The sequence below is a fragment of the Plebeiibacterium marinum genome, from assembly GCF_026013615.1.
Taxonomy (GTDB): domain Bacteria; phylum Bacteroidota; class Bacteroidia; order Bacteroidales; family Marinilabiliaceae; genus Saccharicrinis; species Saccharicrinis marinus_A.
The window spans coordinates 55,223-74,367 of record NZ_JAPDPI010000022.1 but is presented as its reverse complement, the minus strand read 5'-3'; the positions used below and the strand labels follow the sequence as shown (position 1 = coordinate 74,367).

Annotated in this window: 11 protein-coding genes; 6 read left to right on the top strand and 5 right to left on the bottom strand. The window is 36.4% G+C overall.

All coding sequences use genetic code 11. The features are described 5' to 3' along the window. Positions 1-82 precede the first annotated feature (82 nt). From OM074_RS11875 to OM074_RS11865, 3 genes are read left to right on the top strand one after another with little or no spacing between them, the layout of a single operon-like run. The gene (locus OM074_RS11875; RefSeq protein ID WP_301199697.1) at positions 83-1,795 is read left to right on the top strand and encodes a hypothetical protein; all 1,713 of its coding nucleotides are present in this window, start codon (positions 83-85) and stop codon (positions 1,793-1,795) included. Between the two features lie 2 nt (positions 1,796-1,797). Next, a complete protein-coding gene (locus OM074_RS11870) occupies positions 1,798-2,574 on the top strand; it encodes a polysaccharide biosynthesis/export family protein (RefSeq protein WP_301199696.1) in 777 nt (258 codons plus the stop codon). A gap of 11 nt (positions 2,575-2,585) precedes the next feature. After that, positions 2,586-4,955, top strand: a complete 2,370-nt coding sequence (locus OM074_RS11865; protein WP_301199695.1) for a polysaccharide biosynthesis tyrosine autokinase — start codon at positions 2,586-2,588, stop codon at positions 4,953-4,955. 64 nt (positions 4,956-5,019) lie between these two features. Here OM074_RS11865 and OM074_RS11860 read toward each other — a convergent pair whose 3' ends face one another. The 4 genes from OM074_RS11860 to rho form a co-directional block, all read right to left on the bottom strand. Continuing rightward, positions 5,020-6,645 (bottom strand): AMP-binding protein, encoded by a 1,626-nt coding sequence (locus OM074_RS11860; protein WP_301199694.1) that lies wholly within the window; start codon positions 6,643-6,645, stop codon positions 5,020-5,022. 761 nt (positions 6,646-7,406) lie between these two features. After that, the gene (gene nifJ / locus OM074_RS11855; protein WP_301199693.1) at positions 7,407-10,943 is read right to left on the bottom strand and encodes a pyruvate:ferredoxin (flavodoxin) oxidoreductase; all 3,537 of its coding nucleotides are present in this window, start codon (positions 10,941-10,943) and stop codon (positions 7,407-7,409) included. 104 nt (positions 10,944-11,047) lie between these two features. Continuing rightward, positions 11,048-12,223, bottom strand: a complete 1,176-nt coding sequence (locus OM074_RS11850) for an AAA family ATPase (protein WP_301199692.1) — start codon at positions 12,221-12,223, stop codon at positions 11,048-11,050. 316 nt (positions 12,224-12,539) lie between these two features. Then, positions 12,540-14,249: a transcription termination factor Rho gene (gene rho, locus OM074_RS11845; protein WP_301199691.1), complete on the bottom strand. Its 1,710-nt coding sequence runs from the start codon at positions 14,247-14,249 to the stop codon at positions 12,540-12,542. Positions 14,250-14,561: 312 nt separating this feature from the next. On the opposite strand from rho, the gene OM074_RS11840 reads away from it, so the two are divergent. Together OM074_RS11840 and rpe are read left to right on the top strand one after the other, a co-directional pair. Next, positions 14,562-15,425, top strand: coding sequence for a sigma-70 family RNA polymerase sigma factor (locus tag OM074_RS11840; protein WP_301199690.1), 864 nt, complete (start codon positions 14,562-14,564; stop codon positions 15,423-15,425). A 139-nt stretch (positions 15,426-15,564) separates the two neighbouring features. Further along, positions 15,565-16,239, top strand: a complete 675-nt coding sequence (gene rpe, locus OM074_RS11835) for a ribulose-phosphate 3-epimerase (RefSeq protein ID WP_301199689.1) — start codon at positions 15,565-15,567, stop codon at positions 16,237-16,239. 68 nt (positions 16,240-16,307) lie between these two features. Here rpe and OM074_RS11830 read toward each other — a convergent pair whose 3' ends face one another. Next, positions 16,308-17,429, bottom strand: coding sequence for a GNAT family N-acetyltransferase (locus tag OM074_RS11830; protein WP_301199688.1), 1,122 nt, complete (start codon positions 17,427-17,429; stop codon positions 16,308-16,310). Positions 17,430-17,697: 268 nt separating this feature from the next. On the opposite strand from OM074_RS11830, the gene OM074_RS11825 reads away from it, so the two are divergent. Then, positions 17,698-19,137: a tagaturonate reductase gene (locus tag OM074_RS11825; protein ID WP_301199687.1), complete on the top strand. Its 1,440-nt coding sequence runs from the start codon at positions 17,698-17,700 to the stop codon at positions 19,135-19,137. The last annotated feature ends 8 nt before the right edge of the window (positions 19,138-19,145 follow it).

Here is a 19,145-nt window from a genome sequence, read left to right as displayed (position 1 = left end):
GACAAACCTCTGAAACCATTTGATAAAAGATCCGTATCTAACGTCTAATATCATTCTTTTTTACAATTAACTTAATATTACCGTGGTTTTAAAAAGGGCAGTTTTTCTAATATTTATTATATTTTTAGTTTATGTATCATCTTATACTCAAGAGTATAGCACTGAGACGCCCGTCACCTCTCAGCTTAAGACAATAAACAATTGTAAAAAGAATCTATGGGCAACGATTGATTCTATTGAGCAAAACAAGACAATAATTCCTAAAGACATTCTTGAAAAAGCACAAAAACTATACGACCTTACCACAGAATACCATGAAACAATTCTCAACAACATTGTTTCTTCTCAGAAAATAACAAACAATACCAATCTGGTATCTAATATTTTATTGAATTCTGAAGATATATTAAAAGCAAACAAAACCTATAAACAACCCATCGACACCATAGCGGTTTGTAAGGACATCTTAAATAAAACCGAAATTTGTACCAAATCTTTAAAGATGGCTCAGGATCTTAATCTGAACAATCCTGAATCAAAACACTTGTTTAATCAACCAATCAATAGCGAATTACTTTGCAAACACTATGATATTGCATCAGGTACTTTGCAAACACTGATTACTGAATCTTCTGGAAACACAACACCCAACAATAAGGTTGAGACTATTCAAAAAGGGCACAGCCCATTCACCAATACCTACGATGAATTTATATACTTTGCTGATTCAATAGGAAAGTCTGAAAATAAAGACAAAAACAAAGTACAATCTCCCAATAATGCAACTCACACCCCTGAAAGCAATACAATACATAAAAACATAAACGAATATAACAACCTGGCAAACGATAGTTTATTTGCAGTAGCGATAGAAGACTCCCTGTTTCCTCATGACTTAATAAAAAAATATGACAAAGCCTCTTTAAAAAGATATTGGTCCATTTATAAAAATCAATGGAATCCGGAAGTCATGCAAGCACAAACCCTTGCGCAAATTACACCCTCCCAACAGATTAACGCCAACCTGATTTCAACGCCAACCACTTCCTCAAGTGATCAAAATATTGTAAACCACAAAACTAAAAACAGAGTAGTTGTTACGGATTCAAGAAAAACAATTACGGGAAACAATTCTGTGGATAACACGCCATTACATACAGCAACGCCTGATATTACATACACAAAAGGCGAAAATATAAAAGCAGATAATATTGATCAGAATCCGGCAAGTTACTATAGCTATACAGATACTTACTATTACATCCAGCTTGCAGCAAGCCGTACCCCTATTGAAGGATCCTTACTTTCTTCATTAAACGAATATAATGATTCAATTACAGTAAGGAATGAAGAGGGGTGGTACAAATATCAAATAAACAAAACCACTAATTACAAAGAAGCATTAACAAAGTCAGAACAATTAAATGTAAAAGGAGCATTTATTGTAGCTTACCAAAACAATGAGAAACAAGTTCTTTGGAAAACCTTGCATAAACAACAAAACCACCCAAAGGATACAGGCTTAATCTTCGTTGTTCAGGTTTCTGCAAACAAAGTAGCTGTAAATAACACACAGCTTAACAGGCTTAAGGAAATAGCGAATGGGGAGATTAGGGAACGAGAAGAAAACGGATGGTTCAAATACCAATACGTTGTTGGCCCGTCGTACAAGGATGCTCTGCAAAAATGGAAGCAAATTGGCTCCAAAACCTCCTTTTTGGTAGCTTACCTTAACAACGAAAAAATTGAAATGTCAAAAGCAATAAAAATTTATAATAGCAATAAAACAAACTAATTATGAAGAATTTTTTTCCTCGCAGTATAATTAAAGTTTTTTCACTCCTCATCATAGCAGGGCTTGCCTCGTCGTGTGTGAACCTAAAAAAAGTGGAGTTAATACAGAAAAAATCTCATTCTGACTATTCACAGGAAATAGTTAATGCACAAACAAATGCATATAAAATCAACAGTGGCGACCACTTATATATAAAAATTTACAGTTCTGATGCCGAGACAAGTCGCTATTTTCAGACCGACTTCCCTGAATTAATGAACTCTTCTTACATATATCTAAACTCCTATAAAGTAGATTCTGAAGGATATGTAAGTTATTCATTTACCGGAAAAACTCTTGTAAAAGGACTAAGTATCGAAGAAGCCCAAAGCGCTATTACAGAAACCCTTGGCCAGTTTTTTAAAGACGTTAAAGTACAGGTGAAGTTGGTAAACTTTAATATCTCAATTTTAGGTGAAGTCAATAATCCGGGAACCTACAATATAGACAGGGATCAGGTTACTATATTACAAGCTTTAGGTATGGCGGGTGGAATAACCGATTTTGGTAAAGCAACCCAGGTTACCCTTGTAAGAAAAAGCGCAAACGGAAACAAAGTTTCTCACATTGACCTTACTGACAACGGTCTTTTGAGTTCTGAATACTTCTTCCTTTTACCGGACGATGTTATCTATGTTGCACCCAGAGGATCAAAATCATTTGTATTTGAGAAGATGCCATATGGAATGGTATTTGGTATTCTATCATTGGTTGTTTCAATAATTGCAGTAACCGACTAACACAAATCATCTTGAATAAAGTAAACCACAATAATAAGCCCGAGTATTATCTCGGGCTACTTTTTAAGGGGCTGAAATATTGGCCCATACTAGTCATTGCTTTACTTATTAGCAGTAGCTGTATATTCTACACCATATTAAAAACAACGCCAAAATATCTGGTATATACAAAACTACTGATTCAAGACAATAAAGAAACCGACCCTCAAGCCATAATAGGTCTTGGAAATGCTTTTGGAAACTCAAACAAAATAAACAACGAAATAGGCATTTTAAATTCCTATGAATTCATCAACCGGGCTATTTCCAAACTCAATTTTGAAGTATCTGTTTTTGAAGAAGGACGCTATAAAAACACACGCCTGTACCCTAATCCTTATTTTACTGTAGAATGGGACAGGTTACACGCACAACCAATTAACCACCCAATAAAACTCACCTTTGTAAATGATTCTACATATAAAACAGAGTCTCTCCCTTCTTCTGTTTCGTTGTATAATTACACCTACTCAAAAAGCATAAAGACCCTACATAACTATAACATTGACACATTATTAAATATAAACCAGCCATTACTCACACCTGCCTGCAAATTTAAAATCACAAACATTTCCCAAAACCCCAAGTCACTTTCAAACAAAACATTTATTATTCAGTTTAATTCATATAATAGCCTGATTAATGAGTTTAAAAACATTGCTATTACCGACCAGGATGGTTCTTCAATACTAAACATATCCCTTGAGTGCGACAATAAAGAAAGAGGCATAGATTTTTTAAATAAACTATCCGACGAATACCTGAAAAAGGGTATTGAAAGGAAAAACAAGATCGCAGCCAACACAACTAATTTTATTGATATTCAAATATCTGACATTCACGATTCTTTATATCAAAGTGAAAAAACAATACAAGAATTCATCCATTCAAAAGGAGGGCTGGATATAGATTATAAAACCAATTATATTTATAATAAACTAGGATCTTTAGAAAGCCAGATGTCTGAAATTGACATTCAATTTAAATATTATAATTATCTGGAAAAATTTATGACAGACAGCGAATCGTTGGATGAAATGGTTCTTCCTTCAACTTTAAAGATCGACAATCCCTACTTAAACGAACTACTTGACAGACTTAACGAAGCTTTGTTTGAACTGGAAAAAATAAAAAGCAGAACTATCCAGGAAACACCTATATTACTATCAAACAAACTAACATCCAACAACCTTAAAAAAGCAATTCTGGAAAATATCGCTTCTTCTAAAATGAATCTGAAACATGAAAAAGAAGAACTAAACAGTCATATTAACACAATCAAGTCTGAACTTAATTTTTTACCTCAGGATCAGCAAGAATTTGTAAGTCTGCAAAGGAAATACAACATTAACGAAGAGTTATATACTTTTTTGCTCACCAAAAGAGCAGAAATGGAAATCATGAAGGCCTCAAATATTCCTTCCAGCGAAATATTAGAAAAGGCAAGAAGCGAATACGCCATCAAACTTGAGCCGATAGCTTCTAAAATCATTCCTAAACAAATTGGATTCGGACTGGCTGTTGCCATTGGAATCATTGCCTTACTCCTGTATTTTAACGACAAAATTTATGAGAACAAAGACATTGAAACCATAACAAATTTCCCAATTTTAGGACACATATTGCACAACAAATACAACTCTGACTTCATTGTAAATTCAAATCCGCAATCATTAATAACAGAATCATTCAGATCATTACGAACAAACATTGAATTTTCAATTAAAGATAAGGGAAATGTTGTTCTGGTAACATCCAACAATGTTTCTGAAGGAAAAAGTTTTGTGTCTTTAAACCTGGCTGCCAGTTTTGCTCAAAAAGGAAACAGAACCATTGTTATTGGTTTTGACTTAAGAAAACCTATGATTAACAAATACATTAGTATTGATAATGAAGAATCGGGGTTATCATCCTTTTATAGTGACCATATTGACATTAAGGATTTGATTTACAAATCAAACCAGGAAAATCTTGATTTTATTCCTTCGGGCCCAATACCACCCAACCCATCTGAATTAATCTCCCGAGCTGGTAAAAACACCAGCTTATTTGATTATTTAAAAAAGAATTACGATTTAATAATACTTGACACCTCTCCTTTAGGAAGGGTAGCTGATGCCATGTTGCTATTGGACTATTCTGACCTGAACCTGATTATTACAAGACACAACGAAACAAGAGTCAGACACTTATCTCACCTGTTAAATGAATTGGATAAAAAACAGATTAAGAACTGTGGGATTATAATAAACGATATTCAGGTAAAAAGCAACAAATACGGATATGGCCCTGGATATGGATACGGGTATGGTTATGGGTATGGATACAGCAAAAAAGGATGACCATAAGCCATCCTTTTTCTTCCTCAAAATTATTTTAGTTGAATTATACTAAATCCTATCCTAATTATTTTCTGGCTTCCAGTCCTAATTCCCGAGCCGAAATCTCACGCATCTCTACCTTACGAACCTTGCCTGTTACTGTAGTGGGAAATTCGCTTACAAACTTCCAGTATCTTGGAATTTTATAGGTTGCGATTTGCCCTTTGCAATATTCTTTTAATTCTTGCTCAGTTATACTTTCCCCATCTTTTAGCACTACCCAGGCCATCACCTCTTCACCATAACGGTCATCCGGAACCCCGATTACCTGAATATCTTTTATCTTATCATGATTATGGAGAAATTCTTCAATTTCGAACGGCGAAATATTTTCTCCTCCACGAATAATCAGATCCTTGATCCTTCCTACAATTTTAACATATCCATTTTCATCCATTTCGGCCAGGTCGCCTGTATGCATCCAACGTCCTTCGTCAATAACTGAAGCTGTTGCCTCAGGATTATTCCAATACTTCAACATAACAGAATATCCCCTCGTACAAAACTCCCCGGAAGTTCCCCTGGGAACAATATTTCCTGTTTCCGGATCAATTATTTTAATTTCTAAATGAGGGTGCACTTTCCCCACTGTAGCACATCGGTAATACTCACTATCATCAACAAAAGTCTGTGTACTTACAGGAGAAGTTTCTGTCATCCCATAACATATACCCACATCTTTCATATTCATCTTCTCCCGCACTGCCTTCATTGCAGATTCCGGACAGGAAGCTCCTGCCATAATCCCGGTCCGCAGACTCGAAAAATCAAATTTATCAAAATCCGGGTGGTTTAACTCCGCAATAAACATCAAAGGCACCCCGTATAACGAAGTACACTTCTCATCCTGAACAGTCTGCATCACTACTTCCGGATCAAAAGCCTCGCCCGTTAATACCATACATGATCCATGGGTAATGCATGCTAGATTGGCCAACACCATTCCAAAACAATGATACAAAGGAACCGGGATACATACTTTATCTTTCTCAGTATATTTTAATCGTTCGCCAATAAAGAAACCATTATTCAAGATATTGTGATGCGACAATGTTGCCCCTTTTGGAAAGCCAGTTGTACCTGAGGTATACTGAATATTAATAGGATCATCAAACTGGAGTGAACTTTCGATTTCTGCCAGTTTTTCATCCGAAACCTTTCTCCCCTCACCAAGCATGGTAGCCCAGTCGTGATCAATCACTACAATGTTTTTCAAATGAATACAGGCCGAACGGACTTCGCCAAGTATCTCAATATAATTTGTCTTCCTGAAACCTTTTGACATTAAAAGCAGACTTACTTCTGATTGTTTCAAGGCATATTTTAATTCGGCAGCCTTATAGGCAGGGTTAATATTTACCATGATCACCCCTATCCTGGCTGTCGCAAATTGTACCAACACCCATTCAAAACGGTTTGGAGACCAGATACCAACCCTATCCCCTTTTTTAACACCGTAACTTAAAATTCCTTTAGCAACCTCCTCTACCTGATGCCAAAACTCCTTATAGGTAACTTTATAGTTTTGGTAGGGGACAGACAATGCTTCATTATCAGGATATTTATTAACAATTTCTTTTAGCTTCTCCCCAATAGTAACTCCTAATAACGGAATATCAGATACTCCATTTTCATACGATAATTTTTCCACTGTGTAATGTTTAATGTTTATTAAATACCCCTTTCGATAGTTGCAAAAACACGTAAATATAACAGTTTGGGTTCGAAAACACAGTTTTTCAAACATATCTTTTATAACAGATCGTTAGATTTTAGATAAGAGATAAGAGACTTATTTGCAAGATGCTTAAAATAAAATCTTTACCTAACTTGAGTTGATTTTATTAAGTATATCATAATCTAACACTTATAAAAAACTAACGAACTATTGTTTTAAAATTTTTAACTAATTGTTTTAGCACACAGATAGCTTCCTAAAAGTAGCGGTAATTTTACCGTAACTTTTTATAGTACATATACACATATATATCAATTACTTTCATTTTACCACCATCAATATCACATGCAAACATTATGTTCTACAGAGGGCAATTGTCACGATTTTTAGAGTTAATGCGAAAAATTATCACGTTTTTGGGAGTTAATTGAAAAAATTATCCGGATTCGGGTCTTTTTCGAGCTTTTTCCTACATTTCTTCGACACGGCTTCGGGAAAGAGTCTGGATGTGTTCGGGAAGTGTTCGGGTAGGCTTCGACTACGGTTCGCCTTAGACATGCGAACAGGAGACGAATAGCAGTCGACAAAAACCCGAAGTTGGTACGGAGTTGCCTGGGAGCAGAATAGGATATGAGTGGGTACGGGGCAGGAGAAATTTAAAACGCGGTCGGGTTAAAAGCAAAAAAGGGCATCCCACTATGGGACACCCTTTATATTTATTAAGATATTAAACCTTACTTAACCACTTCATACTCTACATTAGCCAAACGCTTATATGTACTGTAACGCCATTTAGCATTTTCTTCTGCAGCAGCAAATAATTCCTCAGCCTCAGCAGGGAATGATTTAAGAAGAGAAGTATAACGAACCTCACCTTTCAAGAATTGCTGGAACAGATCCCATTGTGGTTCTTTTGAATCATATACAAATGGATTCTTTCCTTCATCCTCTAACATTGGGTTGTAACGATATAAGTGCCAGTATCCGCACTCAACAGCCTTCTTAGATTCGTTTTGTGATGCACCCATACCTGCACGCAAACCGTGGTTGATACAAGGAGAATAAGCAATAATCAAAGAAGGTCCCGGATAAGCCTCTGCTTCTTTAAGCGCTTTAAAATATTGAGCCTGGTTTGATCCCATAGCAACCTGAGCTACATAAACGTAACCGTAAGTAGTTGCCATCAAGCCAAGATCCTTTTTACGGATTCTTTTACCCGATGCAGCAAATTTAGCAACAGCACCTACCGGAGTTGATTTTGAAGCCTGACCACCTGTGTTAGAGTAAACCTCAGTATCCATTACTAAAATGTTTACATCCTGACCAGAAGCCAATACATGATCAACACCACCGTAACCGATATCATAAGCCCATCCGTCACCACCAAAGATCCAAACTGACTTCTTAACCAAGTAATCTTTAAGAGCCAGGATTTCTTTAGCAACAGGAGCAGATTCTCCTTCAAGGGCAGCAACTACAGCTTTAGAAACAGCCGTTGTTTTATCACCATCCTCTTTAGCCTCGATCCAAGCCTCAAATGCAGCTTTGGTCTCAGCACCTACAGCATCAAGGTTTTCAGTCATCAAACGCTCAATACGATCACGTAGTTTATTAACACCTGTAGCCATACCCAAACCATACTCAGCATTATCTTCAAATAATGAGTTAGCCCAAGCCGGACCTTTACCTTCTGAGTTTTTACAGTATGGAGTTGCAGGAGCAGAACCACCATAGATAGAAGAACAACCTGTAGCATTAGCCACCATCATCCTGTCACCATACAACTGAGTAATCAACTTAATATATGGAGTTTCACCACAACCAGCACAAGCGCCAGAGAACTCGAATAATGGTTGAGCAAACTGAGACGCCTTAACATTTTGTGCTTTTGGCATAATAGTATCTTTAATTGATACATTCTCAGACATATACTCCCAACGAGTTACCTCATCACGTTGTGTATCAAGAGGCTTCATTACAAGCGCCTTAGTCTTGGCAGGACAAACATCAGCACAGTTACCACAACCGGTACAGTCTAAAGCAGAAACCTGGATTCTGTATTGTAAGCCATCAAAACCTTTACCGTTAGCTTTTTTAGATGTAGTTCCTTCCGGAGCACCTTCTAATTCAGCAGCATCTAATAAGAACGGACGGATTGCAGCATGCGGACATACATAAGAACACTGGTTACACTGAATACAGTTATCTACTTCCCACTCCGGAACATTAACGGCAATACCACGTTTTTCGTATGCTGTAGTACCTGCAGGGAATGTACCATCCTCGTAACCATTAAATGCAGAAACCGGAAGATCATCACCTTTTTGTGCATTAATAGGGAATACAATATCCTTAATAAATGCAGGAACATCTTTTGCTGTTTCAGCAACTTTTCCATCAAGGTTAGCCCACTCTGCAGGAACTTCAACCTGAGTTACAGCCCCTCCGTTTTCAACAGCTTTATAGTTCATATTTACGATGTCTTCACCTTTCTTTCCGAAAGACTTAACAATCGCCTCTTTCATTTTCTCTACTGCAAAATCGTAAGGAATTACCTCAGCAATCTTAAAGAAAGCAGATTGCATAATAGTGTTAGTACGACTTCCTAATCCTATCTCCTCTGCAATTTTAGTTGCATTGATGATATAGAACTTGATTTCGTTTGCAGCAAGATATTTTTTAACATTTTCTGGTAAACGATTTTTTGTTTCTTCAGCATCCCAGATTGAGTTCAAAAGGAAAGTTCCACCTTTTTTCAACCCTTTAAGCATATCATACTGATTTAGATATGCAGGAACGTGACAAGCAACAAAGTCAGGTGTATTTACCAAATAAGGTGAACGGATTGGCGAATCTCCAAAACGAAGGTGAGAAATAGTAATACCACCCGATTTTTTAGAGTCATATGCAAAATAAGCCTGGGCATATTTATCCGTATTGTCACCAATAATTTTAATTGAGTTTTTGTTGGCACCAACAGTACCATCAGAACCTAAACCATAGAATTTACCTTCAAATGTTCCTTCCTGAGCAAAAGAAATTTCATCTTTTAATGGAAGAGATTTGAATGTAACATCATCAACAATACCAACAGTAAATTGATTCTTAGACTCTGCAGCAGCTAAGTTTTCAAATACTGAAATCATATGTGTTGGTGTAGTATCTTTAGAAGAAAGTCCGTAACGTCCACCAATAATTTTTGGAGCATCAGCTTTACCACAGTATGCTTCAACAACATCTAAATATAATGGATCTCCGTTAGCTCCCGGCTCTTTAGTTCTGTCAAGCACACATAAGTTCTTAACAGTAGCAGGAACAGCTTTTAAGAAATAATCAACAGAGAAAGGACGATATAGGTGAACCGAAATCAAACCTACTTTTTTACCTTGAGCATTTAAGTAGTCTACTGATTCTTTAATTGTATCAGTAATGGATCCCATTGCAATTACCACATCTGTGGCATCATCGGCACCATAGTATGTAAATGGAGCATACTTACGACCTGTAATTTTGCTAATCTCATCCATATACTTAGCTACCATATCAGGGATAGCATCGTAATATTTATTAGCAGCCTCACGTGTTTGGAAGTAAATATCAGGGTTTTGAGCAGTACCACGTGTTACCGGGTGCTCTGGGTTTAATGCATTATCACGGAATGCCTGAAGTTTTTCCTGATCGATTAAACCTTTAAGGTCTTCCATATCCATGCACTCAATTTTCTGAATCTCGTGAGAAGTACGGAAACCATCGAAGAAATGTAGGAAAGGAATTTTTGACTCAATAGAAGCAAGGTGTGCAATACCCGCCAAGTCCATTACCTCCTGAACGCTACCTGTTGCCAACATAGCAAAACCAGTTTGACGAGCAGACATTACATCACTGTGATCACCAAAAATAGAAAGAGCCTGAGCTGCAAGAGAACGGGCACTTACGTGAAACACACCAGGTAATAATTCACCAGCAATTTTGTACATGTTAGGAATCATCAACAACAATCCCTGAGAAGCAGTAAATGTAGATGTTAAAGCACCTGCCTGCAACGAACCATGAACAGCTCCTGCTGCACCTGCCTCTGACTGCATTTCTTCTACCTTAACTGTTTCGCCAAAAATATTTTTTCTACCTACTGCAGCCCATTCATCAATGTACTCTGCCATAGTAGAAGAAGGCGTAATTGGATAGATTGCTGCTACTTCGCTAAACATGTAAGCGATGTGTGAAGCGGCATAATTACCATCACAGGTAATAAACTTCTTTTCTTTTGCCATTTGTTTACTATTTAAGTTTTAACTACTATTATTTAGACTTAATCTATATTTCTGATAATCAAGTATTAAATTTACAACTTTATGATATAATCTGAAGCATAACTTCAATATAAAAATCCAAATAACCACAAAGGAATCACTCCCTTATCTCCTACTTCAATCATATCCTTTGCTATCAATACATCCTCTTTCACTTTCCCTTTTCTCCCAAATCCATCAACAACAAAATCATATCCATCATTCACCTGGAAATCTCCACGGCTTGAATAACTCAGTTCATGTGCTGCCCCAACCTGGTTATAGAAAAATGTTTTCAACAGATTTAATTTATCAACAGCCCCTCTGCTGATGCAATGTATTAAGTTGGGATTATGCAAATAGATCATCAATGGTTTTTTCTGCATATCCTCTGGTCCATCATACAACAATTTCACCAACCTGGCCTGCCGCAAATAATACAGGTAATTCATTACTGTAGCCCTGGAGGTACCTATATGACCACTTAACTTACTTACATTAGGCTGAAAAGGGACTTCCTGAGCTATACTAAACAACAGCTTACGAAGACGGGGCAAATATTTTAGCTCTATCTGTCGCAAAAAGCTTATATCAATTTCCAAAATCAGGTTAACACTCTTCATCAGATTCTCGGTATAATGCTGCTCATCCAGATAAAAAGGATAGTAGCCATACTCAAGATAATCGTCAAAAAAGGCTAACGGCCTGATTGTTTTTACTATTTCAGATGCTATCTGTTGGTGGTTAGCTAATATTTCATCTAATGAATATGAATCAAAAACCTTCCCTGTTTTCAATTGTAAAAATTCACGAAAAGAAAAACCCTCTAATTTGTACGAATGAACTACATCTCTTAAATGGGGATTCTCCTCCCTTAGTCTCATTACTGTGGAACCAGAAAACACGATTTGCAAATCCTTAAAATTCTCATAGCAATATTTTAACTCTTCTGACCAACCCGGGTACTTATAAACCTGGTCCAGCACCAAAGTTTTACCTCCGGTCTTTCTAAACTGATCAGCAAAAGAAATTATACTATGTTCTGAAAAATAAAGATTGTTTAAGTTGACATACAAACATGATTTATCTGTACCATATTTTGATTTAGCAAAATCCAGCAAAAAATTGGTCTTCCCAATTCCTCTTGTTCCCTTAATTCCTATCAGGCGGTGATTCCAATCAATTTCATCCATCAGCTTTCGCCGGATAGGAACCTGTAAATTATCAATGAGATACTTATGTGTGTCGAAAAATGATTGCACTTTACCGTTTCAATAATTTTAGGCAACAAATGTACAATTTGAATTACAATAATTGCAATCTCCACATTACAATTTCATCTTTAAGATGTAATTTATACCTATTAAAAATAGTGGATAAATATAAAACACAGCTAACAATTTTAAAAGATTTTCTCTTTCCAAAGCAACAAACACGAACAACAGCACTTATCTCCAGCCCTCTCTTTCAAAAATTCGCATTTCAATATTCTCGCAAATCCAACACCACCGAAACACAATAAAAAAAGGCCGCCCAAAAAGAGCAGCCTTATTTTTTTATTATTTTGATTACAAAAATCTAATCATCATTCATAGAAATCAAGAATTCCTCATTACTTCTTGTTTTCCTCATCTTGTCCTGCATAAAGTCCATTGCTTCAATAGGAGTCATATCCGACAAGTAATTTCTAAGTATCCAAATCCTGTTCAAGCTCTCTCTTTCAAGAAGCAAGTCTTCTCTACGCGTGCTTGAAAGGGTAACATCAACAGCAGGATAAATCCTTTTGTTAGCCAATCTCCTATCCAACTGAAGCTCCATATTACCGGTTCCCTTAAATTCTTCAAAGATAACTTCATCCATCTTGGACCCGGTTTCTGTAAGCGCAGTTGCCAATATGGTTAAAGAACCACCATCTTCAATGTTACGAGCTGCTCCAAAAAACCTCTTAGGTTTGTGTAAGGCATTTGCATCAACACCACCGGAAAGAACCTTACCTGATGCCGGAGAAACGGTATTATATGCACGGGCTAAACGTGTAATTGAATCCAAAAGCACAACCACATCATGGCCACATTCTACCATCCGTTTTGCTTTTTCCAGAACAATATTCGCCACCTTCACATGACGCTCTGCCGGCTCATCAAAAGTAGAGGAGATCACTTCAGCATTTACACTACGAGCCATATCCGTAACTTCTTCAGGACGTTCATCCACAAGTAAAATAATCATGTAAACTTCAGGATGATTAGCTGCTATAGCATTGGCTACCTCTTTCAACAATACCGTTTTACCTGTTTTTGGCTGAGCAACAATCAATCCACGCTGACCTTTACCAATAGGAGCAAACATATCTACCACCCTTGTCGAAAGACTGTCATTTCCACTTCCGGTAATTTTAAACTTCTCATTTGGGAAAATTGGAGTAAGGTGATCAAAAGGCACCCTATCGCGTACAATTTGAGGCGAACGTCCATTAATTTCCTCCACCTTAATAAGTGGAAAATACTTTTCACCTTCTTTTGGTGGGCGAATAGAACCCAATACAGTATCACCAGTCTTTAATCCAAATAATTTAATTTGGGATTGCGAAACATATATATCATCAGGTGAGTTAAGGTAATTATAATCAGATGATCTTAAAAAGCCGTATCCATCCTGCATAATTTCAAGAACACCGGATGCAGAAATAATACCATCAAAATCGAAGGCTTTATCCTGTTGCTTATCTTGTCTTTTTTGCTGATTGTCCTTACCCCTATTATCAAACTGTCGCCTTTTCCCATTATCATCACCCTGACGATGACGTTTTCCTTCAAAAGCCGACGACTCTTTTGTCTTTTCTTTTTCCTCTTGCTTCTTTTGCGCAGCAAGCTTTTCAGCCTCTTCTTCCTTTCGCTTCTCTTCCTGCGCCTTTTTGGCAGCCTCCTCAGCCCTTATCCTTTGTGCTTCAAGCTTCTCTGCTATAGTTTCTGTTTTAACCTTTGGTTCCGGAGCCACATCTGCTTTCTTTTCAACCCTCTCAGTTTTAGCAACTTTTTCAGCTTGCTCTGTTTTCTTTACAGGCATTACTTTTTGAACCTTTGTAGTAGTCCTTGCTCTTTTTGCTGGTTTCTTTTCAACAGTTTTTTCTGTCTTTTTCTTCTCTGATGCAACAATAGCTTGTTCATCAAGAATTTTATAAATCAGATCCTGTTTCTTAAACGAATCAACTCGCTTAATCTTCAACTCTTTAGCTATATCCTTAAGTTCAGTTAAGAGTTTTTTATTCAATTCAAGAATATCGTACATAATGTTTTCCAATAAATTCTCTTGGGGGAATTAATAATTTGAAGAACTATCGTTCTGGTTGTTTTAAAAATTTATAATGATTTTGTCCTGATACGGCTCTATATTTCTTGTAATTAAGAAACTTGCCCAGAAGATTATGCCACAAACTTAATGATATTATATGTATTCCACAAAATAAATTTAATTAAATATTGTTTTACGTAACAAATCGGCCTATTCATGGAATGGATTGACATTTTTACTTATTAAAAACAAAACGCATCTTTTTTTTGTTATATTTACTAAAACTTAGGGACTAACCAACATTTCAGCATGAGACAACTCAAAATAACTAAACAAGTTACAAATAGGGAAACCCCCTCTCTGGATAAATATTTACACGAGATAGGAAAGGTTAAATTGCTATCCGCAGAAGAGGAAGTGAAACTAGCCAAAAGGATAAAAGATGGTGATCAGCCAGCTCTTGAAAAGCTGATAAATGCCAATTTACGATTTGTTGTATCCGTTAGTAAACAATACCAAAACCAAGGTTTGAGCTTACCCGATTTGATTAACGAAGGTAACCTTGGGCTTATAAAAGCTGCTCAACGATTTGACGAAACAAGAGGATTTAAATTTATATCATATGCAGTCTGGTGGATCAGACAATCAATATTGCAAGCCCTGGCTGAGCAGGCCAGAATTGTTCGCCTGCCCCTGAACAAAATAGGCTCCATGAACAAAGTTAACAACACTTTTGCAATCCTGGAGCAGGAATACCAAAGAGAACCTACGTCTGAAGAAATTGCTGCTACATTAAACCTTGCACCAAAAGAAGTTAAAGAATCTTTACGTGCCATGAATAAGCACATTTCGATGGATGCCCCTCTTCGCAAAGATGAAGACAATAATATGTATGACACCATATTATCTTCAGATTCAATAAGTCCTGACAATAAATTATTAAACGACTCTTTAAGAAGAGAAATTGACAGATCCTTATCAACTTTATCTGCAAGAGAAGCCGACATTATCAGATTGTATTATGGACTAAAGGGTGAACCCCCTTATTCTCTCGAAGAAATAGGAAACCTTTTTAATTTAACAAGGGAAAGAGTTCGACAAATTAAAGAAAAAGCAATAAAAAGACTAAAACATACATACAGAAGTAAAATACTAAGATCTTATCTGGGATAAAAACCTGAATCACTTCAACATACAAAACAAATAAAGATATTATATAAAAAAGGAATGGTCCTTCTAAGACTATTCCTTTTTTTACATTGATCTTTTATAGTACTTTTGCACAAAATTTTCATATAAACCTGCATGTAAAATGAAACATTTAATTGCTCCCTCACTTTTAGCTGCTGATTTTGCTAAAATGGAGTCGCAAATAGAAATAATTAACAAAAGTGAAGCAGACTGGTTACACCTCGATATAATGGACGGTGTTTTTGTCCCAAATATCTCATTTGGCATACCTGTAATTAAAAGCCTGCGTCCACACATTGACAAACCTTTCGATGTTCATTTAATGATAGTGGAACCCGACAAGTTTATCAAGGATTTTAAAGAAGCCGGTGCAGATTTACTTAATGTTCATTATGAGGCCTGCACCCACTTACACAGAACCATTGATGCCATAAAGAAGGAGGGCATGCAAGCCGGCGTTACCTTAAATCCACACACTCCTGTATTTTTGCTTGAAGAAATAATTAATGAGGTTGATTTGGTACTTCTTATGTCTGTTAATCCAGGATTTGGCGGTCAAAAATTTATTGACAACACTTATAAAAAGTTAGCAGATCTAAAGAACCTTATTGAAAGAAAAAGCAGCAGGGCACTAATTCAGGTGGATGGTGGAGTAACTATTGCCAATGCCCAACAACTTATCAATGCAGGAGCTGATGTGCTTGTGGCTGGAAGCGCAGTATTTAATGCACCCAATCCAATAGATGCCGTGCACGAATTAAAGCACTTTTTACCGTCACCTCCTCCTTCCAAATAAGCTTAAAGTCATTGGTCATCGGTCAATAGTCATCTATAACCTTTGACTATTGACCATTGACCAATCAACTAAAAGCTTTTCTTATAACAACGCTTTCTCTTATGTTGTATATGATCAAACGACTTCCACATTTGTATAGCCACATGGTTGTTCTCAAGCATTCCGGTTGTTTCAACAAACCTCACTCCATCACTATTGGCAGTATTCCATAATTCATTCATCAGCAAGGCAGCCAATCCCATTTTTTGAAATTCAGGCCGCACTCCTGTAAGCATTAAATCCATTTCTTTGGGTTTATCCAACGCCTTTTTCAAATGCCACCATCCAAAAGGAAACAATTTCCCTTTTGCTTTTTGCAATGCTTCAGAAAGAGAGGGTATTGCAACCAAAAAACCTGCTAATTGGTCTTCCTTATCTAAAACTATTTTTACATATCTCGGATTTAACGAAGGGAAATACTTATTGATATAATAGTCAACCATTTTATCCGGCAACCTGAAAGTACCAAACAACCCGGCAAAAGCCTCGTTAAACACTTTAAATATCATTTCACGATAAGGTTCCAACTCAGCCCGTTTTGTAAAGTTCAACACCTTTAAACCATATCTCTTCTTGAGCATTTCTGCTACTTTAAATGCCTTATCAGGAAGCGATTCAGGAAAAGTAATCCGAAACTCCAGCCAATCTATTTCTTTTGTATAACCCAGTTTTTCAATATGGTGCTGATAATAAGCAAAATGATAATCACTGGCCATACTAGGCAACCAATCCTGTCCCTCAACTAAAACACCTGAATGATCAAGATTTGAAAATCCCAATGGCCCCATCACTCCCGTCATACCTTGAGATTTCAGGTAAGCTTCAGCTGTTTCCATAAGTACTTTTACAACCTCAAAATCATCAACAAACTCTAAACGGGTAATTCGCCCAATATTTTCCTCTATCTTTTCAATCCATAAATCGTTTACAATAGCCCCTACCCTACCAACAACTTTATTACCTTTATAAGCCAACCAAAATTTCGCTTTACAAAAATCAAAAGCCGGATTCTTCCCGGGCACAATCGAACTAAGTTCATCGGCTTTAATAGGAGGAACCCAATATTTATTGTTCCTATATAATTGGTAAGGGAAATCAACAAATATTTTCCTTTGCGACTGATTTATAACCTCTTCAACTCGAATACTCATACCTTAACTAATGAATTAACGGACGAAAATAATTAAAAATTTACAAAGCAAACGTAAATTAAGGCAAATATGCATTTATCAATTATTGTATAAGAGATAAAAACTATTGATTCCCATATAAAATAATATTAGTCAAACAGGTATCAAGTCATATACAAACTTAACAAATGTGTGCGTACACACTTTTAATAAATAATATTTGTGTGCGTGCACATTTTTGTTGTATATTTGCATTTAGAAATAATAAAAACCAAAATACAAGTTAGTTATGAAGGCATTAAACAAAGCAAATCACCCTGGCAGATCTGAATACCCAGTTAAAGTAATACAATTTGGAGAAGGCAATTTTTTAAGAGCCTTTGTTGATTGGATGATACACAAAGCCAATAAGGCCATTGATTTTAACAGCGGTGTTGTTGTAGTTCAACCATTGGAATATGGAATGGTTGATTTATTACAAAAACAAGACAACCTATACCATGTATCCCTTCAAGGAATTAAAGATGGAAAACCGGCAAAAGAGACCGAACTGATCGATTGTATTATGGACTCTGTAAATCCCTACAGTAATTACGAGGCATACAAAGAGTACTTTTTGAAACCAGAATTAGAACTTGTTGTATCGAACACAACAGAGGCCGGGATTACAAGAGTAGAAAATGAAGACATACACGCGCTTCCTCCAAAATCTTTTCCTGGAAAAGTTTGTCAATTGCTTTACCAAAGATTTAAACATTTTAACGGAGATGCCGACAAAGGACTTACCTTCTTTTGCTGCGAATTAATTGACAAGAATGCAAGAGTTTTAAACGAAATTGTACTTGAACTTGCTGAACAAAACAATTTAGAACAAGAGTTTATAGACTGGATTAACAACAATTGTAATTTCTGCAGCACATTAGTCGACAGGATTGTTCCTGGATTCCCTAAGGACAACATCAAAGAAATTCAAGAGGAGCTTGGATACGAAGATAACTTAGTGGTTGTTGGTGAATATTTTCACCTATGGGCCATTGAAGCCCCACAAAAAGTAAGGGAGCAATTCCCATTTGATAAAGCGGGATTGAATGTAGTTTGGCTTGATGACATGACCCAATTCAGGGACAAAAAAGTCCGTATCCTGAATGGATCACACACTGCTCTGGTTCCTGTAGGATTATTAAGTGGACACCAAACCGTTAAAGAAGCGTTTGATGATAAAACACTATCAAAGTTCATCCTTGATATGGTAGACAATGAAGTGATACCTAATATACATGGAGAAACAGAAGCCCTTAAAAAATTTGCAGCTGAGATTTTAGAACGTTTCTTCAATCCATACATCCGCCATTTCTTAAAGGACATTTCCCTTAACTCAATTTCAAAATGGATAACCCGTGATTACCCTTCTTTACTTGATAGTTTAAACAGAACTGGAAAACTACCTGAAAAAATAACTTTTTCATTAGCTGCCCTTATTGTTTTATATAAAGGAGAATATAATGGTTTATCATTTGAGATAAAAGACACTCCTGAATATGTTGATTTCATACAAGGAGAATGGAATTCAGGCAAATCTCCTGAAGAAATAACAAAAGTAATTATCAACAATGAAAAAATTTGGGGTGTAAACCTTGCCGAAGTTGAAGGATTGGCTGACAAAGTAGCTGGTTGCGTTAAGAGCATTGTTGAAGATGGAATAAAAGTGGCTATTGAGAAATCATTTTAATAAGACAT